This is a genomic window from Methylobacterium endophyticum (assembly GCF_050591105.1).
Taxonomy (GTDB): Bacteria; Pseudomonadota; Alphaproteobacteria; order Rhizobiales; family Beijerinckiaceae; genus Methylobacterium.
The window spans coordinates 40,270-63,172 of record NZ_JBNHES010000015.1 but is presented as its reverse complement, the minus strand read 5'-3'; the positions used below and the strand labels follow the sequence as shown (position 1 = coordinate 63,172).

The following is a 22,903-nucleotide window of genomic DNA, read 5'->3' as shown; positions in this document are numbered from 1 at the left end:
GCGGCCGATCTCTTGTCGTGCCGCGTGCGTTTGCGCCGTGCCGGCTCCGCTGTGGCTGAATGCGGCCTATCCGCGTCCGAGAAGCCGCTTGGCTTCCGCGCGGGCGCTCGCTTCCAGGCGCATCAGCCGCAGCCGCGTCTCAAGGACCGGCCCCGGTGCGCCCGGCGGCAGCGCCACGATCTCGCGGAGGATCTCGCGGTCGGGATAGAGGCTCTCCAGCGCCGAACCCGGCAGCGTCGCCGAATCCAGCCTGTCCGCGAAGGCGGTCTCGTGCATCCGAGCCACGATGCGGGCCTCGAGCAGCAGGCCCGGCGCATGGGCGCGCCGGCTCTCGTCATAGGCCGTCTTCAGCAGGGTCGCGCTACCGCCCGCCACCAGGGCGAGGCTGATCGCGATGGGGCGGCCGTCGAGCAGCAGGGTATCGGCGCGCGGACGCACCGGGCCGGGCGCGCCGGAGAACAGGGCGCGCGCGAAGGCGTGCGTTTCCGGGCGGCAGGCCAGGGCGGTGCCGGCCGCGCCCTTCCAGCCGCTCCGCTCCAGGGCCAGGAACGCCGCGACGGCGGCGGCGAGCGCCTCGCCCTCCGTCGCCGTCTCGAAGGCGACCGCCCCCGCCTCGGCCAGCCGGCGCTCGCGGCGGCGCAGATCCTTGAGGCGGCTCTTGTGGGGATGGCCGGCGAGGAAGGCGTCCTCGCTCGCGCGCCGGTTCAGGACCGGACGCGCGAAGCTGTGCGCGATGCCGATTCGCCAGCCTGCCCGCTCCATCGCGGCGACGAGCGCGTCTCCGGTCGCGTCCTGCGGCAGCAGCGGCCAGCGCCAGCCGCGTCCGCCCGACGCCAGCGCCAGCCCGGCGACGAGGGCGTCGAGAACATCCTCGCCCCCCGAGACGAGAGGTGGGGTCGCGGTGACGAAGGGCGAGAGGAACGGCTGCGCCACGGGCGCGCCGAGCGCGCCGAGATCGCGGCGCAAGCGGAAGGGCAGCAGCGCCGCGAGGCGCCCGCCCGCACGGACCGTGACGAGATGCAGGTCCGCCGGGGCGAGACCGGCGGCGCGGTGGGCGGCGATGCCCTGGCGGCCGAAATGGGGATGGGGCGCGGCGGCTTGCAGACCGTCCCACTCCGGCGCCGAAACCGCGTCGGCCGCGACGAGGGCGATGTCGAGCCGCGACGATGCGCGCTCGGGGATCATCGCGCCCGGCTCCAGACCGGCGTGGACAACCCATGGATGGCGCGCGCCGCCCGCGCCATGGCGAAGCCCCGCAGCATCGCGATCAGGCTCATCGCGACGGCCGCTCCCGGCGCGCCGAAACGGAGGACGAGCGCCCATGTCAGGAGCACGGCCAGCGCCAGCATCGCCGCCGTGATCGCGGCGCAGACGCGCTCGCCGCCGAGCATGGTCAGAAGGTCCTCGCCGGGACCGAAGAGCGCCGCGCCGACGCTGCCGGCGACGAGGATCGCCAGGACCGGCAGGCTGTCGCGGAAATCCGGGCCGAACAGGCCGAGCAGCAGCGGGCCGGCCGCCAGCACGCCGAGCCCGACGAGGGCGGTCGCCGCGAAGGTCGCGCGTGCCTGGCTGCGCACCAGCCGCGCCAGCCCGGCGGAGTCGCCCCCGGCCTTGGCGGCGCTGAAGCGCTGGGCCGTCGCGGCGGAGGCGGCGTAATGCACGAAGGCCACGAACTGCACGATGCGCGTCGCGGCGAAATAGAGCCCCACCGTCTCCGGGGGGCAGAGCGCGCCGAGGATCACCACGTCGACGAAGCCGAGCGCCGCACCGGCGAGGTCGGTGGCGGCGATGGGCAGGCAGGCGCCCATCCATGTCCGCCAGCGGAACGTCTTCGGACCGGGCGGAAGGAGCCGGCGCAGATGCGCGGCGAGCAGCACCGCCTGCACCGCGACGGCGATCCCGGTCGCGAGGAGCGTGCAGCACACCGCCACCTCCGCCCGCGCCGGCGCCCCGAGCAGCACCGCGCCGAGCATCGCGGCCATCAGGATGCCCTGCCGCAGCAGGTAGGGCGGAGCGATGGCGAGGGCCGCGCGGTTTAGGCTGCGGGCGACCCCTTCGAGATAGTCCTGGAGCGCGAAGAGCGGCAGCACCAGCGCCGCGACGAGGAGCGGCGGCCCGTAGGCGCCGCCGGGAAGCTCGGTGGCGGCATGGACGATGGCGAGGCCGATGCCGGCGACGGCGATGCCGCTCGCGGCGCTCACCCAGGCGCCCCCGATCAGGAAGCCGCGACAGGCCGCGAGATCGCCGCGCACGAGGTCGGCGGGGAGGAAACGGCAGGCGCCCTGCGACAGGCCGAGGGTGGCGGAATGGCCGAGGATCGCCGTCCACACCCAGATCGCGGCGAAGACGCCGTATTCGGCCCCGCCCATCAGGCGGGCCATGAGCACCTGGGCGCCGTAGGCGAAGCCGGCGGCCGAGACGCGGATGGCGAAGACGTCGAGCGCGGCGCGGGCAGGGCCGGCGCGCAGGCTCCGTATCCGGTCGAAGGCGAGGCCCAGCGCCGTTCCGGGAAGGAGACCCGCCGCCATGTCCGCCCTCGCTGCCCGCCGCAACGGGGCGCGGCGCGAAGGACCGGACTACACGCGCCCGGTTGCGCCCCGGTTAATAGGGCGAGGAGAAGGCCGGCTCGCCGTCCCCGTGGGGCGCCTCCGAGGTGTGGGCCCCGGATTTGGGCGGCTCCGCCTTCGCCGGGGTGTCCTTCGCCGAAGTCTCCTTCGCTGGGGCCTCCTTGGCCGGGATCTCCTTGCGCGGCAGGTCCTTGCCGAGCACCGTGCCGGCGCTGCCGGTGGCGTCGGGCTGGAGCAGCGAGAGCGTGATGGCGCGGGTGACGTGCTCGGCCATGCAGCGCAGGCCGAGGTCGTTGAGCCGGAACTGGCGCCCGAGGAAGTGGTCGTCCGCCTTGTCGGGGCGGCCGGAGAGGTAGCGCATCGCCTCGTAGCGCTGCACCAGCGGCACGCCCTCGCGCTTGGCCACCTCCAGCACCTTGCGCACGACGCTGTTGTAGTACTCGTCCTCGGCGAGGCTCGCCGTGTAGAGCGGATCGACCAGCACCACGTCGATGTTGTGGGACTTGATCCACCGCACCGTCTCGTCGAGAGCGTCTCCGAAGGAGTCGAGATCGACGCGGGCGAGCGCGTCGTGGGTGCCGACCTGCCAGATCACCAGATCCGGCTCGATCTCCGCCACCATGGCGCGCAGGCGCTCGGCGGCGCCCGAAGCGATCTCCCCCTGGAGGCCGCGCGCCTCGATGACCACGTCGACATTGGGAATCGAGCGCTCCAGCGCCGATTCGAGCCGCACCGGATAGTTCGCCGAGGCGCCCGGCGCCGAGGAGGTCGAGCCCACCGCGAGGACGCGCACCGGCCGGTGCTCCTTCAGGGCCGCCTTCACGGCCTTGAGCCGGGCGAGGGTGTAGAGCTTGGAGCCGGGCACCCGGCATTCCGGGGAGAGGCTCGGATCGGCGGGCTCGGCGCTGGCCGCGGGGGCGGGCGGCGAGACGATCACCGGCACGGGCGGGGGCGGCGCTTGCGGCGGTGCCGCCGGCTCCTGTGCGAGACCGGGCGAGGCCGCCAGCGCCAACAGGGCGGCGAGGAGGGCGCGGACGGATCTCATGCCGGGAGCCGCGGCTTGCGGGAGCGCCATTCGACGAACCATGCGGTGGTGCCGAGCGCGAAGAGCCCGACGCTCAGGACCAGAACATCGACCAGGAAGCCCCCGCCCGTCCAGAAGCGGAAGAGCTGCCCGGCGAGGCTGAGGATCGATCCCATCGAGAAGACCGCCAGCGAGTTGCGGCCCAGTCCGGTCAGGTATTCGACCGCCAGACCGATTCTCGGGGCGATCAAGCCGTAGACCGATTGGAAGGCGAGCAACATGCCGAGGAAATGGATCAGCCGCGCGGGCGACAGGTAAGTCTTGTCGAAGGTAAAAATAAGGCGCGGCTCGGGGACCATCATCGGATCGGGCCGGAGTTCGAATACCGAGAGGACGATCCCGAGGATCACCAGCACGACGCCGAGCGGCATCAGGCGCCGCGACCACTTGCGCAACGTGCCGCTGCGGGCATTCCAGTCCTGCATCACGAAGCCGAGGACAAGGAGGAGCTGCCAGCAGAACGGATCGAAGAACCAGTCCCCCTCCCCCGGCCAGGAGGGGATGTTCCATTCCTCCACGAGGCTCGTCACGTAGAGCGCCGCCGACAGGCCGAGCGCCGCCAGCCGGCTGACGCGCGCCAGCAGCACGAAGACCGGGGCGATGCCGAGCAGCACCACGTAGAGCGGCAGGATGTTGAAGAAGCCGAGCTGATGGGTCAGCAGCACCACGCCGACCGTGGTCTGGATCGGGTCGGCGAAGAAGCCGCCGGCATTGTGCCATTCGAGGATGAGCGGGTTGTCGAGGACGAGCGCCGTGCCCGCGATCATGGCGAGCGCGATCATCATCACGGTGATCTGCGCCCGGTAGACCTCGATGGTGCGCGACAGGAGCCGCAGCACGCTGCGTCCCGGCGGCTCGCGGGTGCCGTCGCGGTTGCGCGTGGCGATGCCGATCGACCAGCCGGCCAGGAACACGAACAGCTCGGCGGCGTCCGAGATGCCGTATTGCGAATAGGTATAGCGCTCGAAGGTGTTGCCCGGAACGTGGTTGATGAAGATCGTGACGAGGGCCAGCCCGCGCCAGAAATCGATCGCGTTCGGTTCCCGCATCGGGTCGGCGGCTCCGGAGGCTGGCGGATGGGCGGGCGCGCCCTGATAGGCGCAAGGCCCCCGATCTGCAAAGTCGCCTTTGGTCGCCCCGGCCCGCCGGAGGGCCGCGCGGAAGGGCTCAGGGCCAGACCTTGATGGCGAGCGGCCGGCGCAGGAGGTCGCGGTCCGAGGTGACGGCGCAGCCCTGCGTGCGCAGGGTGGCGTAGGTGAGGAGCGCGGTGTCGCCGGTATCGTCGAAGTTGCGCCCCCGCGCCTGCGGATCGAGGAGCGAGGGGTAGGCGATGAGGCCGCCGGGCGCGGCGCAGGGGTCGTCGTAGAGCGTCGCCCCCGCGAGCAGCAGGCGCGGCGTGTCCCAGGCGAGGAGATCGCGCGAGGTGGTCCAGTAGAAGCCCGATTGCGGCAGGCCGCGCGCGGGATCGGCCTTGGCCATGAACACCGCGATGAACGCCCCCGTGGCGCGGTGACGCACCACCGCGCCGACGCCGGCCGGGAACGGCGCCAGGGGCAGGCACGCCTCCGGCGGCTTCGGCGCTCCCCGGTACGGGTCCGGGAAGGCCGCGGTGAAGCCGCGTCCCGTCCAGCCGCGCCAGCTCGCGGCATCGCCCGGATCGCCGGTGCGGAAGAGGCAGGTGCCGGGCTCCTGTCGCCCAGGTTTGTCCCAGCCCGTCGTCGAGACGAAGACGTAGCGCCAGCGCCCGTCGGCCACGATGTTCGAGGGGTTGAAGAAGCCCCGGTGCCGGCCCTGGCCGACCTCCTGGCGGAAGGGAGCCGCCATCGCCACCACCGGGGGAGCGGCGCGCCGGAAGCTGCGGCCGCCGTCCTCGGAGCGGGCCGCGACGACGGTGTTGTACCAGCAGGCGAGATAGCTCGCCTCCCGGCAGCGGCCGGGATGCTCGTTCGCCTGATACTCGTGATGCAGCAGCGCCTCGACGCGGCGGCCGTCCTCGCTCCAGGTGGCGGCGATCCAGGAGCGGTCGTCATAGGCCGCCGGGTCGGGGGCCTCGCCCGAATCGAGCACCACCGCGCAGTCGAGCTTGAGATGGTCGAGATCGGGCCCGCGCATCGCGCGGTTGCGGTAGTGCAGGCCGAACAGCGCGACGGCCCCGGAGGGCTCACGCAGGGCGCGGGCCGAGATGTCGGGCACGTCGGCCCCGTCGCAGGCGTCGCGCCCGGCCTTGAACACGATCGCCGGCGGCCCGACCAGGGTGAGGCTCGACAGCGGCGGCTCGGAGGAGGCCAGCGCGCGCGCCGTTCCGGCGAGGCAGGCGAGAACGGAGAGGACGGTCCGGCGCGGCATCGGGGAAGCCTGGGGAGGACTGCTCATTGCGCTTGAGAACGGTTACAGACTGCTTGACCGGCGCGTGGAAGCGGGGCCCGGTCCACAGGCTTCCTCCCATCCTCCCCCGGAAAGCGATCCATGGCGCTGCTGATCCTCGGGCTGGTGCTGTTCCTCGGCACCCATGCCTTCTCCATGGCCCGCGGGCCGCGCGCGGCGCTGGTCGAGCGCCTCGGCGCGAACGGCTTCAAGATCGGCTATTCGGTGCTCTCGGTGGCGGGGCTGGTTCTCGCCGTGGTCGGCTTCGGCGCCTATCGGTCGTCCGGCTACATCCAGGTCTGGGATCCCCCGGTCTTCACGCGCCACCTCGCGTTGCTCCTGATGCTGCTCGCCTTCATCGTGCTCGCCTCGATGAACCTGCCGAGCCATATCCGCGCCTGGGCGAAGCATCCGATGCTGCTCGGCGTGAAGATCTGGGCGACGGCCCATCTGCTGGCGAACGGCGATCTCGGCTCGATCCTGCTCTTCGGCGGGTTCCTCGCCTGGGCGGTGGCCGCCCGCATCAGCGCCAAGCGCCGGCCGCTCACGCCCGTCCAGGCGGAGCGCCAGACCGCGCCGGCCGGCTGGCGCAACGACGTGATCGCGGTGGTGGCCGGCACGGTGGTCTGGTTCGTGTTCGCGCGCTTCCTGCATTATCCGCTGATCGGGGTCTACGCGTGGCCGGGTCTTGCGTGAGGAGAGTCTTGCGTGCGGAACGCCTCGCCTGAGGCGTGTCGCCAATCCGACGGCAACGTGCTAGGCGCGGGCCGTCGAGATTTTCACGGACGAAGGCGGCCGGCGCCGGACGCGGCGGCCCATGGGTACGATGGCTGACAACAACGAGTTCTTCCGCGAGGTCAACGAGGACTATCGCCGCGACCAGATCGCCAAGATCTGGACCCGCTACAGCGGCCTGATCATCGCCGTGGCGGTGCTGATCGTGGCCGGCGTCGGGGGCTGGCGGTATTGGCAGACCACGCAGCGCAACGCCGCAGAGGCGGCGTCCGAGCGCTTCGACACGGCCAACCGCCTCGCCCGCGACGGCAAGGCGGAGGAAGCCGACAAGGCCTTCGACGCCCTCGAAAGCGAGGGTCCCTCGGGCTATCGCCTGCTGGCGCGCTTCCGCTCGGCGGCGGAGCTCGGCAAGCGCGACGCGGCGGCCGGCGCCAAGGAGTTCGACGCCCTCGCCGCCGATACCAAGCTCGGCGACGGCCTGCGCGACCTCGCGCGCCTGCGCTCCGCCCTGCTGCGGCTCGGCGACGCCGACCCGGCACCGGCGATGGCGAGCCTCCAGGGGCTCGCCGCATCGAGCCCCTACCGCTTCACCGCCCGCGAGATGCTCGGCCTCGCCGCCCTCGAGCGCGGGCAGTACGAGGAGGCCGGCCGCTGGTTCGACCAGCTCGTCGCCGACCCGGAGACGCCGCAGAACCTGCGCCAGCGCATCGAGGTCTACGCCGCCCTCGTGGCCGGCGGTGCCGTCGCCGTCACGCAGGCCAAGCCCGAGGCCGCCGCCCCGCCGCCGCCGATCACCCGCTGAAGCGGCCGGATTTTTGTATTCTCGGGATGGCGCGGGGCGACCCGGCCCCGCCGGCCCGATCTAGGAACGTACCGCCATGGACATGCCGACCGTCGCGATCGTCGGACGGCCGAACGTCGGCAAGTCGACCCTCTTCAACCGCCTCGTGGGCAAGAAGCTCGCCCTCGTCGACGACCGGCCGGGCGTGACCCGCGACCGGCGGGAGGGCGACGTCGCCTTCGGCGGCCTGAACTTCCGCATCATCGACACCGCCGGTCTCGAGGACGCGGAGGCCGACACGCTGCTCGGCCGCATGCGCGCGCAGACCGAGATCGCCATCCTCGAAGCCGACGTGGTGCTGTTCGTCATCGACGCGCGCGCCGGCATCCTGCCCGCCGACCAGCCCTTTGCCGACATGGTGCGCCGGGCCGGCTGCCCCGTGGTGCTGATCGCCAACAAGGCGGAGGGCGGCACCGGGCTGTCCGGCGCCTACGAGGCGTTCTCGTTGGGGCTCGGCGACCCGATCCCCTTCTCGGCCGAGCATGGCGAGGGCTTAGGGGAACTGCACGAAGCGCTGCGCGAAGCGCTCCCCGAGCGGGACGAGGACGACGATGCGGACGAGGCCGACCGGGCGCTCAAGGTCGCCATCGTCGGGCGCCCCAACGCCGGCAAGTCGACCCTCATCAACCGCATGATCGGGCAGGACCGGCTGCTCGTCGGGCCGGAGGCGGGCATCACCCGCGACTCGATCTCGCTGGACTGGGAGTGGCGCGGCCGCCGCATCCGCCTCCACGACACCGCCGGCATGCGCCGCCGCGCCCGCATCGAGGACAAGCTCGAGAAGCTCGCGGTCTCGGACGGCTTGCGCGCCATCCGCTTCGCCGAGGTCGTGGTGGTGCTGCTCGACGCCACCATCCCGTTCGAGAAGCAGGACCTCACCATCATCGATCTGGTGGAGAGCGAGGGCCGCTCCGTGGTGATCGGCCTCAACAAGTGGGACCTCGTGGCCGACCAGCCCGGCCTCCTGAAGACATTGCGCGAGGACTGCACCCGCCTGCTCCCGCAGGTGCGCGGCGTCGCCGTGGTGCCGCTGTCAGGGCTCGCCGGCGAGGGCATCGACGCCCTGATGAAGGCGGTGGTCGGCGCCGCCGAGGTCTGGAGCCGGCGCGTCTCGACCTCGCGCATCAACGACTGGCTGAGCGAGGCCACCAGCCGCAACCCGCCGCCGGCCGTCTCAGGGAGGCGCATCAAGATCCGCTACGCCACCCAGGTGAAGAGCCGGCCGCCGCATTTCGCCCTGTTCGGCAACCAGCTCAACGCGCTGCCGAAATCCTACACGCGCTACCTCGTCAACGCGCTGCGCGAGGCGTTCGATCTCCCCGGCACGCCGATCCGGCTCTCGCTGAGGACGAGCGAGAACCCGTTCGACAAGGGCTGATCCATCCCGGTTAAGCACGGGGTGCGCCTCTCCCCGCATGGCGGGGAGAGGGAATGCGCACGGATCGCGGGATCTGCGAGGCCCTCAGCCGCCTGCGCTCGTCTCCGCCAGCCAATCCACCACCGCGTCGAGGGCCTGCCGGTTGCTGGTGTCGCCGGTGCGGGTCTCCTCGAAGATCGCGATCTGTCGGTCGGCGCTGGTGCCCTCCGCCAAAATCGTTCTGGCGCGCGCGACCTCGGCCGTGCAGCCCAGCGCCTCCGCGTCCTCCGCGATCAGCGCCAGCAGACGGTCGAGGGCGTCGGCGAAGGGATGCGCCTCCTCGTCGGCCTCGTCGATCAGCTCGGCCTCGGTGCCGCTGCGCTGCGCCCGCCAGAGGTTCTCCTCGGCGAGAGCCCGCGAGACCGCGTCGAGCCCCGCGTTGAGCTCCGGGCGGCGCACTGCGAGGCGTACGAGGCAGCGGAACAGGGCGGCGATGGTAATCGCGTCGTCGAGCCGGGTGCAGGAATCGGCGATGCGCAGCTCGAGGGTCGGGAACTTGATCGAGGGCCGTAGCGACCACCACAGGAAGCTCGCGTCCTGGATCGAGCCGGCCCGCGTCATGATGCGCACGTAGCGCTCATAGGCGGCGGCATCGGGAAACAGTTCGGGCAGGCCGGTGCGGGGCAATTCCCCAAAGGCGCTGAGGCGGTAGGCGGTGAGCCCCGTCGGCTTGCCCTGCCAGAAGGGCGAGGAGGCCGAGAGCGCGAAGAGCAGCGGCTGGAACGGCAGCAGGCGGTTCATCAGCGCGACGCGGGCGTCCGGGTCGGGCACCTCGACATGGACATGCATGCCGCAGATCAGGCTGCGCCGGCCGGCGAGGCCCACATCCTTGAGGATGCCGCGATAGCGGTCGCCCTTGGTGGGCAGTTGCCGGGCCCAGTCCGCCACCGGATGCGTGCCGGCTGCGAAGACCAGCAGGCCGTGCCGCCGGCCGAGATCGGCGAGCGCCGCGCGCTGCCGCCCGAGCACGGCGCGCGCATCGGCGAACTCCGTCGAGGGCGGCGTGCAGACCTCGACCTGGCATTGCAGCAGCTCGCGCCCGATCTCCGGCAGGCGCTCGGCGGCGTCCGCGTGGAACGGCTTCACCGAGCGGCGCGGGGTGCCGCGCGTCTCGGCATCGGCCAGGAAATACTCCTCCTCGATGCCGAAGCGGTAGCTGTGCGAAGTCATCATGCCCCTCGGGTGTCGCGCGTGCGACAACTCGCGAGGGGCCGCTTGGTGCCTCTCGTCGCATCTCATGGGTCGGAACCCATGAGACTCGGCGGACGGCCGCCGCCCCGCAGTCGCGGGGGCCGTCTCTCCATGAACCGCGTTCATGGAGAGACCGTATCAGCCTCGGAGCGGGCCGCCGACGAGCCAGGCCGGATCGAACCAGCGGTCGGCCTCGCCGTCATAGGGCAGGCGGGTGATGTCCCAGTTCTGGATGTATTGCGCGTAGACGTTCCAGACCGCGATGCCGCCGCCCACGAAGATGCGCCGGCCGGGATAGCGAGCCAGCACCGCTTCCGGGTCCTCGTGGGAGCGGATCACGTCGATGGTGCGGTCCCTGAAGGCGAATTCGGGCACGGAGGCCACCGTCTTCGGGCCGGCGATGAGGACATGCCCCATGGTGAGCGCGAAGAAGCGCGTCACGTCCTCCACGAAGAGCGGATCGGTGTTGCCTTCCCAGGGCAACTGGCCGTTCAGGCCGAGCTGGCCCCGCAGGCCGATTGCGCAGATGCAGCGGACGTCGATCATCGCCGCCTACTCCGGCGAGCGGAAGGCGAGCACCCGGTCGCTCGGGAAATCGTAGAGCTTGCCGCTCTCGGTCCAGTCCGGGCTCGCCAGCCGGACGAAGAGCGGGGCGAGGTCGTCGGGGGTCTTCAGGGTCTCCGGGTCCTCGCCGGGCATGGCGGCGTAGCGCATGGCGGTGCGCAGCGGGCCGGGGTTGAGCAGCATGGCGCCGACATGCGTGGTCTCGTTCTCGGCGGCGTAGGTGCGCACCAGAACGTCGAGGGCCGCCTTCGAGACGGCATAGGCCCCCCAATAGGCGCGGGCCTTGTGGGCGGCGCCGGAGGTCACGAAGATCGCCCGCCCCGCATCGGACTTGCGCAGCAGCGGATCGAGCGAGCGGATCAACCGCCAGTTCGCGGTGACGTTGATGTCCATCACCTGCTGCCAGACCTTGGGCGGCACATGGCCCAGCGGCGCGAGGTTGCCGAGGATGCCGGCATTGCCGACAAGCACGTCGAGGCGGCCCCAGCGCTCGTTGATCGCCGCGCCCAGCCGGTCGATGGCGTCGTAATCCGTCAGGTTCAGCGGCACCAGCGTGGCGCTCGATCCCGCCTGCCGGATCGCATCGTCGAGCTCCTCCAGGGCCCCCTGCGTGCGGGCGACGGCGACGATATGGGCGCCGGCCCGCGCCAGCGCCAGCGCGGCGGCGCGCCCGATGCCGCGCGAGGCGCCGGTGACGACGGCGATGCGCCCGTCGAAGGGTCTGTCGGACATGGGGAGGACGCTCAGTCGGCTTCGGCGAGCATCGCGAGGCGGCGCGGCCCGGTGATGGCGAGATCGGTCAGGCCGGTGGGATACTCGCCGGTGAAGCAGTGGTCGGTGTATTGCGGGCAGGCGTCGTCGCGCCGCTCCTCGCCCATGGCGCGGTAGAGGCCGCCGATGGAGAGGAAGGCCAGGCTGTCGGCGCCGATATACTGGCGCATCTCCTCCAGCGTGTGCGTGGCGGCGAGCAGCTTCTCGCGCTCGGGCGTGTCGATCCCGTAGAAGTCGGGATAGGTGATCGGCGGCGAGGCGATGCGGAAATGCACCTCGCGGGCGCCGGCCTCGCGCATCATGCGCACGATCTTCACGGAGGTGGTGCCGCGCACGAGGCTGTCGTCGACGAGCACGATGCTCTTGCCCTCGATCGCCGCCCGGTTGGCCGAATGCTTCATGCGCACGCCGAGCTCGCGCACGGACTGCGTCGGCTGGATGAAGGTGCGCCCGACATAATGGTTGCGGATGATGCCCATCTCGAAGGGCGTGCCCGTCTCCTGCGCGTAGCCGAGCGCCGCCGGCACCCCGGAATCGGGCACCGGCACCACCACGTCGGCGCAGGCCGGCGCCTCGCGGGCCAGCTCGATGCCGATGTTCTTGCGCACCGCATAGACGCTCTTGCCGTTCACGCGCGAATCCGGCCGGGCGAAATAGATGTACTCGAAGATGCACGGCCGCATCGCGACCTTGGGCGCGAAGCGGATCGACTCGATGCCCTCCTCCGAGATCACCACGATCTCGCCGTTCTCCACGTCGCGCACGAAGCGGGCGCCGATGATGTCGAGGGCGCAGGTCTCCGAGGCGAGGATGTAGCGGCCGTCGAGCTCGCCCAGCACCAGCGGGCGGATGCCGAGCGGGTCGCGCGCGCCGATGAGCTTCTTGTTCGTGAGGGCGACGATGGCGTAGGCGCCCTCGATGCTCTGGAGCGCGTCCATGAAGCGCTCGATGATGCGCGGCTTCCGGCTGCGGGCGGCCAGATGCAGGATCACCTCCGTGTCCGAGGTGGACTGGGTGATGGCGCCGTCGCGCACGAGGTCGCGCCGGATCGAGAGCGCGTTGGTGAGGTTGCCGTTATGCGCCACCGCGAGGCCGCCGCCGGCCAGTTCCGCGAAGAGCGGCTGGACGTTGCGCAGGATGGTGCCGCCCGTGGTCGAGTAGCGCACGTGCCCGATGGCGGCGGGGCCCTTCAGGCGCTCGATTGTGCCGGCATCCGAGAACGAGTCGCCGACGAGACCGGGGCGGCGCTCGGAATGGAAGACCTCGCCGTCGAAGGAGACGATACCCGCCGCTTCCTGCCCGCGATGCTGGAGCGCGTGGAGGCCCAACGCCACGATGGCCGAGGCGTCCGGGTGCCCGAAGATGCCGAAGACGCCGCACTCCTCGCGCAGCGTGTCGCCGTATCCGTCGTGGTCGGGGGCCGGGGTGAAGGCTGACGCGGTGCGGTCTGACATGAGCGTGCCGATTCCTGGTGCCGCGGACAACGAGGTCCGGCGCCCCTCGAGAGCCGCCTATGTAAGCGGCCGGTGCCGGCGGTCCAAGCGGTCCGGCGGCATGTCAGCGTCGCGGCGCGGGCGTGGCTGCGGGGGACGCGTCGCTGCGGCGCGCCGGGGCGTCGGTCTCGGCCGGAGCCTCGACGGGCTCGTTCTGCGGCGTCTCGGGCTTGGGCTTCTTGAACTGCTTCAGGAAGCCTTCCGGGTTCTCGGGAAGCTGCGCGACCAGCGCGTCGCCGGACTTCTCCAGCATGGGGCGCGTCTTCGCGAGCGCCGCCCATTCCGGCATCTTGCCCTGCACCAGCCAAGCCAGAAAAACCCAGCCGATCACGCAGATGAGGAAGCCGCGCGCCGCGCCGAACAGGAAGCCGAGGGAGCGGTCGACGGCGCCGATGCGCGAATCGAGCACCACGTCCGAGATCTTCACGGTGATGATCGAGACGACGATCAGCGTGCCGAGGAAGATCGCCGCGATGGAGGCGACGAGGGCCACCGTATCGCTGGTGACGTGCTGCTTCACCGTCGGCAGCAGCAGCGGATGGAACGACCAGGCCACGGCGGCGGCGGCGACCCAGGCGATGATCGCGAGCACCTCGCGCGTCACCCCGCGCACGGCGGCGAGGAGCGCCGACACCAGCACGATGCCGAGCACGGCGAGATCCAGAACGGAGAACGGCATCGCGATCGACGGGTCACACGGGCGAGGCGGGAGCGCCGCGACGGAGCGGCGTCCCCTTTGCGGGTGAGCCGATATACCCCGCCGAACCTCGGCCGTCACCCTCGCCCGGCTTCCCATCCCGTCCCGCGGTCGGGCAGACGGGCGGATCGGGGCTTGCGGGCCCCCGGCCGCCCCTCCCGATTCAATCCGGCTCTGGCTCGCGGCGGGCCCCGCGCCCCCCGCCCGCGACCCGCCGCCGGGGGCCGTCCGCCGCGATGCCGGCGACGAGATCGGCGATGTGGCGCAGGGTCTCCGTCGCGATCGCCTGCTTGCCGTCCTCGCCGCGCCCCTGCGGGGTCATCGCGCGTGCGAATCCGAGCTTTTGCGCCTCCTTGAGGCGCGCCGCTCCCTGCGATACCGGCCGGATCGCGCCCGAGAGCCCGATCTCGCCGAAATACACCGTCTCCGCCGGCAGCGCCGTGCCGGACAGCGAGGAGACCAGCGCGGCGGCCACCGCGAGGTCGGCGGCGGGCTCGGCGACGCGCAAGCCTCCCGCGATGGTGAGATAGACATCGTGCGTCCCGAGCCGGATGCCGCCATGGGCCTCCAGCACCGCGAGCACCATGGCGAGCCGGCTCGGGTCCCAGCCGACCACGGCGCGGCGCGGCATGCCGAGCGAGGAGGGCGCCACCAGCGCCTGGATCTCCACGAGCAGGGGCCGCGTGCCCTCCATGCCGGCGAAGACGGCGGTGCCGGGGGCGGCATGGTCGCGCCCGGCGAGAAACAGGGCGGAAGGGTTCGGCACCTCGGCGAGGCCGGCGCCCGTCATCTCGAACACGCCGATCTCGTCGGTGGGGCCGAAGCGGTTCTTCATCGCCCGCAGGATGCGGAAATGGTGGCCCTGGTCGCCCTCGAAAGAGGCCACCGCGTCGACCATGTGCTCGACCACGCGCGGGCCCGCGATCTGCCCGTCCTTGGTGACGTGGCCGACGAGGATCACGGCCGTGCCCGTGGTCTTGGCGAAGCGGATCAGGGCCTGGGCCGAGCCGCGCACCTGCGTGACCGTGCCCGGCGCCGATTCCACGGTCTCGGTCCACATGGTCTGGATCGAGTCGATGATGGCGAGCGCGGGCGGGCGCCCCTGCGAGAGCGTCTCGACGATGTCCTCCACGTTGGTCTCGGCGGCGAGCTCCACGGCGCGGTCGGCGAGCCCCAGGCGCTCGGCGCGCAGCCGCACCTGCGCCACCGCCTCCTCGCCGGAGATGTAGGCGACGCGCTCGCCCTTGCCCGCCATGGCGGCCGACGCCTGCATCAGCAGCGTCGACTTGCCGATGCCGGGGTCGCCGCCGATCAGGATCACCGAGCCGCGCACGAAACCGCCGCCCGTCACCCGGTCGAGCTCGGCGATGCCGCTCGGCACGCGCGGCGCCTCCCGCGCCTGTCCGGTCAGCCCCTCCAGCGGAAAGACCCTTCCGCGCGCGCGGGAGGGTCGGGTGGAGGCGGGGCCCGTCTGCGGGCCGGTCGCGCCCGTCTCCTCGACGATCGTGTTCCAGCCGTTGCACGCCTCGCAGCGCCCGCGCCAGCGGTTGTAGACCGCCCCGCAGGACTGGCAGACGAAGCTCTGTTGGATCTTGGCCATTTCTTTGGGGACTATGCCGCGAGGGACCGGCCTTCGCCGTCAGCCGATATAGTCGCGAACATAGCGGGAACCCAGCGAGGTCAGCACCTCGTAGCCGATGGTGCCAGCGGCCCGGCCCACGGCATCGACGCCGAGATCGTCGCCGATGAGCGTGGCGGGCACGCCGCGCGCGGCCTCCGGCGCATCGGTGACGTCGAGGATGACGAGATCCATCGAGATCAGCCCGAGGATGGGGCAGGAGACGCCGCCGACCAGCGCCCGGCCGCGATTGCTCGCGGAGCGCGGATAGCCGTCCGCGTAGCCGAGGGACAGCGTGGCGAGCCTGCGGCGGCCCGGCGCCGTCCAGAGGCCGTTATAGCCGACGCTCGTCCCCGCCTCGACGGTCCGCACCTGGAGGATCGGGGCCTCGAGCCGCACCACGGAGCGCATCGGGTTCTCGCGGCCGGGGGTGGGGTTGCCGCCGAACAGCGCGTAGCCCGGCCGCAGCAGGTCGTGATGGGCGCCCGCGCCGAGAAATACCCCGGAGGAGTTGGCGAGCGAGGCCGGCACGCCCGGAAACCCCTCCCGCAGGCGGGCGAAATCGGCGAGCTGGCGGGCGTTGACCGCCTCGTCCGGCCGCTCGGCGCTGACGAGATGGCTCATCAGCAGGTCGATGCCGGCCTCCCGGATCACCGCATGACCCGCGAACGCGAGCCCCTCCTCCACCGACAGGCCGAGCCGGTTCATGCCGGTATCGACATGCAGCGCCGCCGGATGGGCGCCATGCGCGAACCCGGCCCATTCCCGCAGCTCCTCCTCCGAGCCGAGCACGGGCCGGAGCGCGTGCTCGCGACAGGCGGCGGCGCTGCCGGGGCAGAGCCCGTTCAGGACGTAGATCGCGGCCTCGGGCAGGACGGCCCGCGCGGCGATGCCCTCGCCGAGATGGGCGACGAAGAAGGTCCGGCAGCCGGCCGTCCACAGGGCGCTCGCGACGGGGCCGAGGCCGCAGCCATAGGCGTCGGCCTTGACGACGGCGGCGCAGGGAATGCCCGGCGCCCGCGCTCCGAGCCGGCGCCAGTTCTCCGCGATCGCGCCGAGATCGACGGTGAGGCGACCGCCATGGGCGGCCTCCTTCGGATCGTGATGAGCCCTCACGATTCCTCGGACGCGTCCGGCCACGGAAAGCCGCGTTCCATCACCTCGTCGAAGCCGTAGGGGCAGTCGTGCGGAAAATCCCGCTCCGGGAGCCCCGTCTCCGAGGCCGCCTCGATCCGGGCCCTGCGATAGGCGCGCGCCATCAGCAGGGCGCGTTCCGGCAGCAGGCTCGGACTGTCCTCGAGACACTCGGCGACGGCCAGCCGCTGGGTGCGGATCGTGACCGTCCAACTGCGGCTGCGACGCTCCCGCTGACGGTCCCATTTCAGCATGTGGAGGAGGATGAGGCGCAGCGCGCTCGTGAGGGCGTGCCGTTCCGCGCGCGACAAGGCTTCGATCTCTTCGGCGAGGTGGGCCACGTCGATCTCGGCCCAGCGGCCCGCGCGGAGATGCCCGGCCTGCTCCAGCGCCCATGCCGAGACGTCGGCGGCATAGGCCGTTCCCCTCGCGCCGTCCCCCGTCCGATGCGCGGCCCGCCTGGGAACTGCCACGTCGTGCTCCTTCCGCAACCCGGACGGCATCCTATCACATCCGCGCCGGCAGCCGGTCGTCGCTGGCGAGGTTCGAGAAGCGGGTGATGTTGGCGTCGAACTGGAGCTCCACGGTGCCGGTGGGGCCGTGGCGCTGCTTGCCGATGATGACCTCGGCCTTGCCGTGCACGCGGTTCATCTCCGCCTCCCAGGCGAAGAACTCCTCGGTGCCCTCGCGGGGCTTCTTGTTGTTGACGTAGTATTCCTCGCGGAACACGAACATCACCACGTCGGCGTCCTGCTCGATGGAGCCGGATTCGCGCAGGTCCGAGAGCTGCGGGCGCTTGTCGTCGCGGCTCTCGACCTGGCGGGAGAGCTGCGAGAGCGCGATGATCGGCACGCCGAGTTCCTTGGCCAGCGCCTTCATGCCGGTGGTGATCTCGGTCATCTCCTGCACGCGGTTGTCGCTGCGCCGGCCGGAGCCGGAGAGCAGTTGCAGATAGTCCACCACCAGAACGTCGAGGCCCTTCTGGCGCTTCAGGCGCCGCGCGCGGGCGGCGAGCTGGGCGATGGAGATGCCGCCGGTCTGGTCGATGTAGAACGGGATGGTCTGCATGTCCCGTGCCGCGTCGGTGATCTTGTAGAAGTCCTCCGGGCGGATATCGCCGCGGCGGATCTTGTAGGAGGGCACGCCGGACTGCTCGGCGATGATGCGGGTGGCAAGCTGCTCGGCCGACATCTCCAGCGAGAAGAAGCCGACGATGCCGCCGTTCTTGGTCTGGATGGTGCCGTCGGCCTGCTTCTCGCCCCGGTAGCCCTTGGCGATGTTGAAGGCGATGTTGGTGGCGAGCGAGGTCTTGCCCATGGCCGGGCGCCCGGCGAGGATCACGAGGTCGGAGGATTGCAGGCCGCCGAGCTTCTGGTCGAGGTCGGACAGGCCCGTGGCGATGCCCGAGAGCTTGCCCTCGCGCTGATAGGCCTTGGCCGCCATGTCGACGGCCGCCGTGAGCGCGTCGGCGAATTTCTGGAAGCCGCCGTCGTACTTGCCCGATTCCGCGAGCTCGTAGAGCCGCCGCTCGGTCTCCTCGATCTGGTCGCGGGGCGCCGCCTCGACCGGTGCCTCGTAGGCCCCGTTCACGAGGTCCTCGCCGATGGTTATGAGGCGCCGGCGGATGGCGAGGTCGTAGATGGCGCGGCCGTAATCGCCCGCGTTGATGACCGTGGTGGCGTCGGCGGCGAGCCGCGCGAGGTACTGCATCACCGTCTGGCCGCCGAAATCGGCGTCGCCCAGATAGGTCTTGAGGGTGATGGGCGTGGCGAGCTTGCCGGCCTTGATGAGGGTGGTGGCGACCTGGAAGATCTGCTGGTGCGCGTCTTCCATGAAATGCTCAGGCAGCAGGAAGTCGGACACGCGGTAATAGGCGTCGTTGTTGACGAGGATCGCGCCGATGAGCGCCTGCTCGGCGTCGATGTTGTGGGGCGCGACACGGTATTCGGCCTGGACCGATTCGAGCTTCGCGGTGATCGCGTTCGGCAGGGCCATCGGCTCAATCGCTCCGAATCTTTTTCGCACGGGCCGCGCGGGTCGCCGCCAGGCGATCTAGAGGCGGACCATGGCATCGGCATGGTTAGCCGATTCTGAAAACGCCGGGTCCCGCCTCACGCAAGACGCCCGCCGCCGATCTCCGGCAACGGGCGCCATGCTGGAACAAAACTGGAACGTGTCAACCCTCGCGGGCCGCGCTCCCCGTTGTCCACCGATGCGCGGTGGACAACGGGACGAGCGGTTCTCAGTCGTCGCGGCCGCGATCGTCGTCGCCTTCGGCCAGCGCCGCGCCGACCTCGAGGCCGAGATCGTCGAGGTTGAACTGCTCGCGCTCGGTGACGGACTCGCCGCGCGCCTGACGCTCGGCTTCCTCGGGGCTGCGGGCGACGTTGACGGTGACGGTGACGTCGACTTCCGGGTGCAGCGTCACGGGCACGGTGTGCAGGCCGAGCGTCTTGATCGGCTGGTTGAGCACGAACTGGTCGCGGCCGACGCTGAAGCCGTCCTTGGTCACGACCTCGGCGAGGTCGCGGGTGGAGACCGAGCCGTAGAGCACGCCGGACTCGCCCGACTGGCGGATGAGCACGAAGCTCTGTCCGTTCAGCTTCTCGGCGACGCCCTCGGCCTCCTTGCGGCGCTCCAGGTTGCGGGCCTCGAGCTGGGCGCGCTGGGTCTCGAAATGCTTCTTGTTGCCTTCGGTGGCGCGCAGGGCCTTGCCGCGGGCGAGCAGGAAGTTGCGGGCGAAGCCCGGCTTCACGTTCACGGTCTCGCCCATCTGGCCGAGCTTGGCGACGCGTTCGAGGAGGATGACTTCCATGGGGGTGTCCTTTCGGGTTTCGCCGGAATGGCGGGAGGGTCAGGCGCCGCCGCGCGGGCGACGCCGTTCGAGGGCCGTGTCGGCGATGCCGAACAGGGTCAGCGCGAACAGGGCGATGCCCTGTGTCACGAAGAGGATGAGGTAGAGACCGAAGAGCAGCGCCCCGCGCCCGGCCTTGCCCCGGCTGCGGTCGTGGAAGGCGGCGAGCCCCTGGAGCGCGAAGGCGGCGCTCAGCGATCCGGCGAGCGCGACGCCGAGCACCCCGAAATAGCCCGGCAGAAAGCCCAGCACCACGGCGAGCCCGAGCAGCGCGATCACCGCGCGGGGCATCTGGGTCGAGGGGATGTCGGGCCAGGGCCGGGCGAGCCGGCCGGAGATCTTCACGATGCGCGCGGCGGCCCAGAGATAGAAGGTCAAGAGCAGCGCGAGCCCCTGTGTCGCCAGGGCCGGGGCGATCCGCGCCAGCGCGTCGGCGACCTCGCTCTGGGTGGCGTCGGCCGGCGTCGTGCCCGAGGACGACTGGTCGGCGGGCGCCTCGGGCTTGCTCTCGGCCTTCGGAGGGGCGGGCTGGCCGGACTGAATGCGCACGATCGAGGCGGTCATGGTGCGCAGCTGCGCGGCGAAGGCGTCGTAGCTCGGCGCCGCGATCACGGCGATGGCGACGAAGGCGAGCGCGGCGGTGCCGGCGATCCAGCCGAGCAGGCGCCCGGTCGGATACCATTCCAGCGAGCCGTCCGGGTTCGGCCGGCCGAGCATGGCGAGATAGGCGAGCCACCAGGCCGGCACGGCGAGATAGGCGCCGAATCCGAGGCCGAGGAAGGGCGAGACGATGAGCGCCAGCGCCAGCGTGCCGGTGGCGGCGGCGACGAGGGCCGCACGGTGGCTCCAGCCGAGCCCGACGATGAGGATCGGCAGGGGAGCGAGCAGGTAGAGGAGGATGGCGAGCGGCGTCGCCTTCAGCAGCACCCCGAACAGGAGTGCGGAGACGAGGCCCGCGCCGATACCGATGCCGAGATGCTGTACCATCTGTTCCCGCTGTCCCGCCGCGTCCGTCTGGAGCGGGGTTAGAGGCGTTTCGTGTCGCCCCAGCGATACCGGCGCCCGTGAGGCGGGCGCCGGCCGAAAATCGCGAGTAACGGCCCGCCGGAGCGGGCCAAAACCCTACTTGATGACGTAGGGGAGCAGGCCGAGGAAGCGCGAGCGCTTGATCGCCTGGGCGAGCTCGCGCTGCTTCTTGGCCGAGACCGCCGTGATGCGGGACGGGACGATCTTGCCGCGCTCCGAGACGTAGCGGGACAGGAGCTTCACGTCCTTGTAGTCGATCTTCGGGGCGTTGGGCCCCGAGAACGGGCAGGTCTTGCGACGACGGAAGAAGGGACGACGGCCACCGCCGCCGGCGGCTCCACCAGCACTAGCACCGAAAGCCATGGCTCAGTTCTCCCCGCCGAAGCTGCGCTCGGGACGATCGCCCCGGTCGCCGCGATCCCCACGGTCGCGGTCGCCGCCGAAGCCGCCGCCGCCGAACCCGCCCTCGTCGTCACGACGACGGCCGCGGTCGCGATCCTTGCGGTCGTCGCGGTCGCGCTTCTGCATCATGGCCGACGGCTCGGACTCGAGCGTCTCGACGCGGATGGTCATGAAGCGCAGCACGTCCTCGGAGATCTGCATCTGGCGCTCCATCTCGGCGAGAGCCGCCGGGGGAGCGTCGATGTTGAGGAGCGTGAAATGCGCCTTGCGGTTCTTCTTGATGCGGTAGGCGAGGGACTTCACGCCCCACATCTCGATCTTCTCGACCTTGCCGCCGTTCTGCTCGACGACGCCCTTGTAGGTCTCGACCATGGTCTCGACCTGCTGGGACGTCACGTCCTGGCGCGCCAGGAAGACGTGTTCATAGAGAGGCATTTTCGGGCCCTTCAAAGTGAATAGGGGCCCTGGCGCCGCGCTTCGGCAGCGCGGTCGTTCGGGCCGGTTCGTAACGCAATCGCCCGGCGCCAAGCCCTCCGAGCCGTTATCGGGCCCGAGCGGTTGATCGAAGGCGGAGACACCGGACGACGGATTCTCGAAGGAAGCCCATGCCGCGAGCGGCACCGTCCGTTCAGCCCCCAGCCGGAGCGAACGCGAGGCGCGGCACTTAGCGGAATTCGCACGAATGCGCAAGCTTTGATGCGAATCGGGCGGCGGCCCGTGCGCCCGATCGTCGGCGCGGGCGACGCCGACGAAATCCGCCCCAGCTAGGCGTTCATCCCTCGATGCTCTCGGACGAATTGCTGCCGCCGGCGCGAACGGCCGCGAAGCGGACTTGGTTTCGCGCTCCGAAGTCTGGGAAAAGATGCCCTCGTTGCGCTGCGGCAAGACGTGGGGCAAGAGGTCGGGATGCGCTATCGATTCGCGCATATCGACAGCGGCGGATGGTCATCTTATCGCCCGAGAAGATCGGCTACCAGATCGTCAAGCACTGACACGGATCGACGATGACGACTGGCAAGGACATTCGCAAGATACGCGCCCGAGCACCTCTGCGGCTCGGCCTCGCGGGCGGCGGAACGGATCTGTCACCGTATTGTGAACAGTTCGGCGGCGCGATTCTCAACGTCACCGTTGGCCGCTACGCCTTCGCCTCGATCCTGCCGCGTGACGACGGACGCGTGGTGTTCGAGGCCGACGACATCGGCGAGCAGGATGTCTTCGAGGAGGGGAGCCCGATCAACGAAGGGCTGATGCTCCACCGCGCCGTCTACAAGCGCCTGATCGACCAGTTCAACGACGGCGTCCGGATTCCGCTCACGATCCGGACCACGGTGGATGCGCCGGCCGGCTCGGGGCTCGGCTCCTCGTCCGCCCTCGTCGTCGCCCTGGTGGACGGCATGCGCGAGGTTCTGGGCGCGCCGCTGGGCCAGTACGACGTGGCTCATCTGGCCTGGGAGATCGAGCGGGTCGATGTCGGCCTGTCGGGTGGCCGGCAGGACCAGTACGCCGCGGCCTTCGGCGGCGTGAACTTCATCGAGTTCCTGGCGAACGACCGGGTCATCGTGAACCCGCTCCGAATCTCCGAGGCGATCTCGCGGGAGCTGGAGAGCTCGATCGTCATCTGCTTCTCCGGGCGCTCGCGCCAGTCCGCCGCGATCATCGACCGCCAGACCTCGGGCCTGCGAACCGCGAGCACCGCCACCCTCGATGCCATGCATCAGCTCAAGGCGGATGCGATCGCGATGAAGCAGGCGTTGACTGTGGGCAATATCGACGTCATGGCCGATATCCTCGGCCGGTCCTGGAAGGCGAAGCAGGCGACGGCGAGCGGCGTCTCGACGGACACGATCGACCGCCTCTTCGAGACGGCCCATGCGAACGGCGCCCTGGCCGGCAAGGTTTCCGGTGCGGGCGGCGGCGGATTCGCCTTCTTCTTCGTCCATCCGGAACACAGGTTCCGCCTGATCGAGGCCCTGAACGCCGCCGGCGGCCAGGCAAGCCCCGTACAGTTCACGCCGCACGGGTCCGAGGTCTGGCGCTTCCGCTGAGGCGCTAGCGCGCTTCATGCGCATCGGCATCGCCCCGAATCCGATGTCGAGGGCGATGCCGATCCGCATGGAAGGCTCGGCCGCAGTCCGACGAGGG

At 71.0% G+C, this 22,903-nt stretch carries 22 protein-coding genes; 4 read left to right on the top strand and 18 right to left on the bottom strand.

The features are described from left to right. Nucleotides 1–66 precede the first annotated feature (66 nt). From ACP56T_RS16390 to ACP56T_RS16370, 5 genes are all read right to left on the bottom strand, one after another. On the bottom strand, nucleotides 67–1,185 hold the full coding sequence (locus ACP56T_RS16390) for a GNAT family N-acetyltransferase (protein ID WP_430913203.1): 1,119 nt from the start codon (nucleotides 1,183–1,185) through the stop codon (nucleotides 67–69). Continuing rightward, complete coding sequence (locus tag ACP56T_RS16385; protein ID WP_430913202.1) at nucleotides 1,182–2,528, bottom strand: lipopolysaccharide biosynthesis protein; 1,347 nt, start codon at nucleotides 2,526–2,528, stop codon at nucleotides 1,182–1,184. Before ACP56T_RS16385 ends, ACP56T_RS16390 begins: the two co-directional genes overlap by 4 nt. 73 nt (nucleotides 2,529–2,601) lie before the next feature. Further along, nucleotides 2,602–3,642: an SGNH/GDSL hydrolase family protein gene (locus tag ACP56T_RS16380; protein WP_430913201.1), complete on the bottom strand. Its 1,041-nt coding sequence runs from the start codon at nucleotides 3,640–3,642 to the stop codon at nucleotides 2,602–2,604. After that, nucleotides 3,609–4,700, bottom strand: a complete 1,092-nt coding sequence (locus ACP56T_RS16375) for an OpgC family protein (RefSeq protein WP_430913200.1) — start codon at nucleotides 4,698–4,700, stop codon at nucleotides 3,609–3,611. Before ACP56T_RS16375 ends, ACP56T_RS16380 begins: the two co-directional genes overlap by 34 nt. Before the next feature lie 118 nt (nucleotides 4,701–4,818). After that, nucleotides 4,819–5,997, bottom strand: coding sequence for a hypothetical protein (locus tag ACP56T_RS16370; protein WP_430913199.1), 1,179 nt, complete (start codon nucleotides 5,995–5,997; stop codon nucleotides 4,819–4,821). Between the two features lie 120 nt (nucleotides 5,998–6,117). Here ACP56T_RS16370 and ACP56T_RS16365 point away from each other — a divergent pair, with 120 nt between their 5' ends. From ACP56T_RS16365 to der, 3 genes are all read left to right on the top strand, one after another. After that, nucleotides 6,118–6,711 (top strand): NnrU family protein, encoded by a 594-nt coding sequence (locus ACP56T_RS16365; protein ID WP_430913198.1) that lies wholly within the window; start codon nucleotides 6,118–6,120, stop codon nucleotides 6,709–6,711. A 130-nt stretch (nucleotides 6,712–6,841) separates the two neighbouring features. Then, complete coding sequence (locus ACP56T_RS16360) at nucleotides 6,842–7,552, top strand: tetratricopeptide repeat protein (RefSeq protein WP_430913274.1); 711 nt, start codon at nucleotides 6,842–6,844, stop codon at nucleotides 7,550–7,552. A gap of 76 nt (nucleotides 7,553–7,628) precedes the next feature. Further along, the gene (gene der, locus ACP56T_RS16355; RefSeq protein WP_430913197.1) at nucleotides 7,629–8,969 is read left to right on the top strand and encodes a ribosome biogenesis GTPase Der; all 1,341 of its coding nucleotides are present in this window, start codon (nucleotides 7,629–7,631) and stop codon (nucleotides 8,967–8,969) included. Between the two features lie 84 nt (nucleotides 8,970–9,053). On the opposite strand, the gene ACP56T_RS16350 is transcribed toward der, so the two are convergent. From ACP56T_RS16350 to rpsF, 13 genes are all read right to left on the bottom strand, one after another. After that, nucleotides 9,054–10,178 (bottom strand): carboxylate-amine ligase, encoded by a 1,125-nt coding sequence (locus ACP56T_RS16350; protein ID WP_430913273.1) that lies wholly within the window; start codon nucleotides 10,176–10,178, stop codon nucleotides 9,054–9,056. A gap of 159 nt (nucleotides 10,179–10,337) precedes the next feature. Then, a complete protein-coding gene (locus ACP56T_RS16345; protein WP_430913196.1) occupies nucleotides 10,338–10,745 on the bottom strand; it encodes a dihydrofolate reductase in 408 nt (135 codons plus the stop codon). A 6-nt stretch (nucleotides 10,746–10,751) separates the two neighbouring features. Beyond that, nucleotides 10,752–11,495: an SDR family NAD(P)-dependent oxidoreductase gene (locus ACP56T_RS16340; RefSeq protein WP_430913195.1), complete on the bottom strand. Its 744-nt coding sequence runs from the start codon at nucleotides 11,493–11,495 to the stop codon at nucleotides 10,752–10,754. An 11-nt stretch (nucleotides 11,496–11,506) separates the two neighbouring features. Continuing rightward, on the bottom strand, nucleotides 11,507–12,988 hold the full coding sequence (purF, locus tag ACP56T_RS16335) for an amidophosphoribosyltransferase (RefSeq protein WP_430913194.1): 1,482 nt from the start codon (nucleotides 12,986–12,988) through the stop codon (nucleotides 11,507–11,509). Nucleotides 12,989–13,091: 103 nt separating this feature from the next. Further along, entirely contained in the window at nucleotides 13,092–13,706 is a 615-nt protein-coding gene (locus tag ACP56T_RS16330) for a CvpA family protein (RefSeq protein WP_430913193.1), read from the bottom strand. 181 nt (nucleotides 13,707–13,887) lie between these two features. Further along, on the bottom strand, nucleotides 13,888–15,324 hold the full coding sequence (gene radA, locus ACP56T_RS16325; protein ID WP_430913192.1) for a DNA repair protein RadA: 1,437 nt from the start codon (nucleotides 15,322–15,324) through the stop codon (nucleotides 13,888–13,890). A 39-nt stretch (nucleotides 15,325–15,363) separates the two neighbouring features. Beyond that, entirely contained in the window at nucleotides 15,364–16,458 is a 1,095-nt protein-coding gene (gene alr / locus ACP56T_RS16320; protein WP_430913191.1) for an alanine racemase, read from the bottom strand. After that, nucleotides 16,455–16,949: a DUF29 domain-containing protein gene (locus ACP56T_RS16315; RefSeq protein ID WP_430913190.1), complete on the bottom strand. Its 495-nt coding sequence runs from the start codon at nucleotides 16,947–16,949 to the stop codon at nucleotides 16,455–16,457. Before ACP56T_RS16315 ends, alr begins: the two co-directional genes overlap by 4 nt. Nucleotides 16,950–16,983: 34 nt before the next feature. Further along, entirely contained in the window at nucleotides 16,984–18,471 is a 1,488-nt protein-coding gene (locus ACP56T_RS16310) for a replicative DNA helicase (RefSeq protein WP_430913189.1), read from the bottom strand. Between the two features lie 247 nt (nucleotides 18,472–18,718). Further along, nucleotides 18,719–19,291, bottom strand: coding sequence for a 50S ribosomal protein L9 (gene rplI / locus ACP56T_RS16305; RefSeq protein ID WP_430913188.1), 573 nt, complete (start codon nucleotides 19,289–19,291; stop codon nucleotides 18,719–18,721). A 39-nt stretch (nucleotides 19,292–19,330) separates the two neighbouring features. Then, nucleotides 19,331–20,317, bottom strand: coding sequence for a DUF2232 domain-containing protein (locus ACP56T_RS16300; RefSeq protein WP_430913187.1), 987 nt, complete (start codon nucleotides 20,315–20,317; stop codon nucleotides 19,331–19,333). A gap of 135 nt (nucleotides 20,318–20,452) precedes the next feature. Then, on the bottom strand, nucleotides 20,453–20,719 hold the full coding sequence (gene rpsR / locus ACP56T_RS16295; protein ID WP_430913186.1) for a 30S ribosomal protein S18: 267 nt from the start codon (nucleotides 20,717–20,719) through the stop codon (nucleotides 20,453–20,455). Nucleotides 20,720–20,722: 3 nt separating this feature from the next. Further along, nucleotides 20,723–21,193 (bottom strand): 30S ribosomal protein S6, encoded by a 471-nt coding sequence (gene rpsF, locus ACP56T_RS16290; protein ID WP_430913185.1) that lies wholly within the window; start codon nucleotides 21,191–21,193, stop codon nucleotides 20,723–20,725. A 569-nt stretch (nucleotides 21,194–21,762) separates the two neighbouring features. On the opposite strand from rpsF, the gene ACP56T_RS16285 reads away from it, so the two are divergent. Then, complete coding sequence (locus tag ACP56T_RS16285) at nucleotides 21,763–22,806, top strand: GHMP family kinase ATP-binding protein (RefSeq protein WP_430913184.1); 1,044 nt, start codon at nucleotides 21,763–21,765, stop codon at nucleotides 22,804–22,806. Nucleotides 22,807–22,903: the final 97 nt, after the last annotated feature.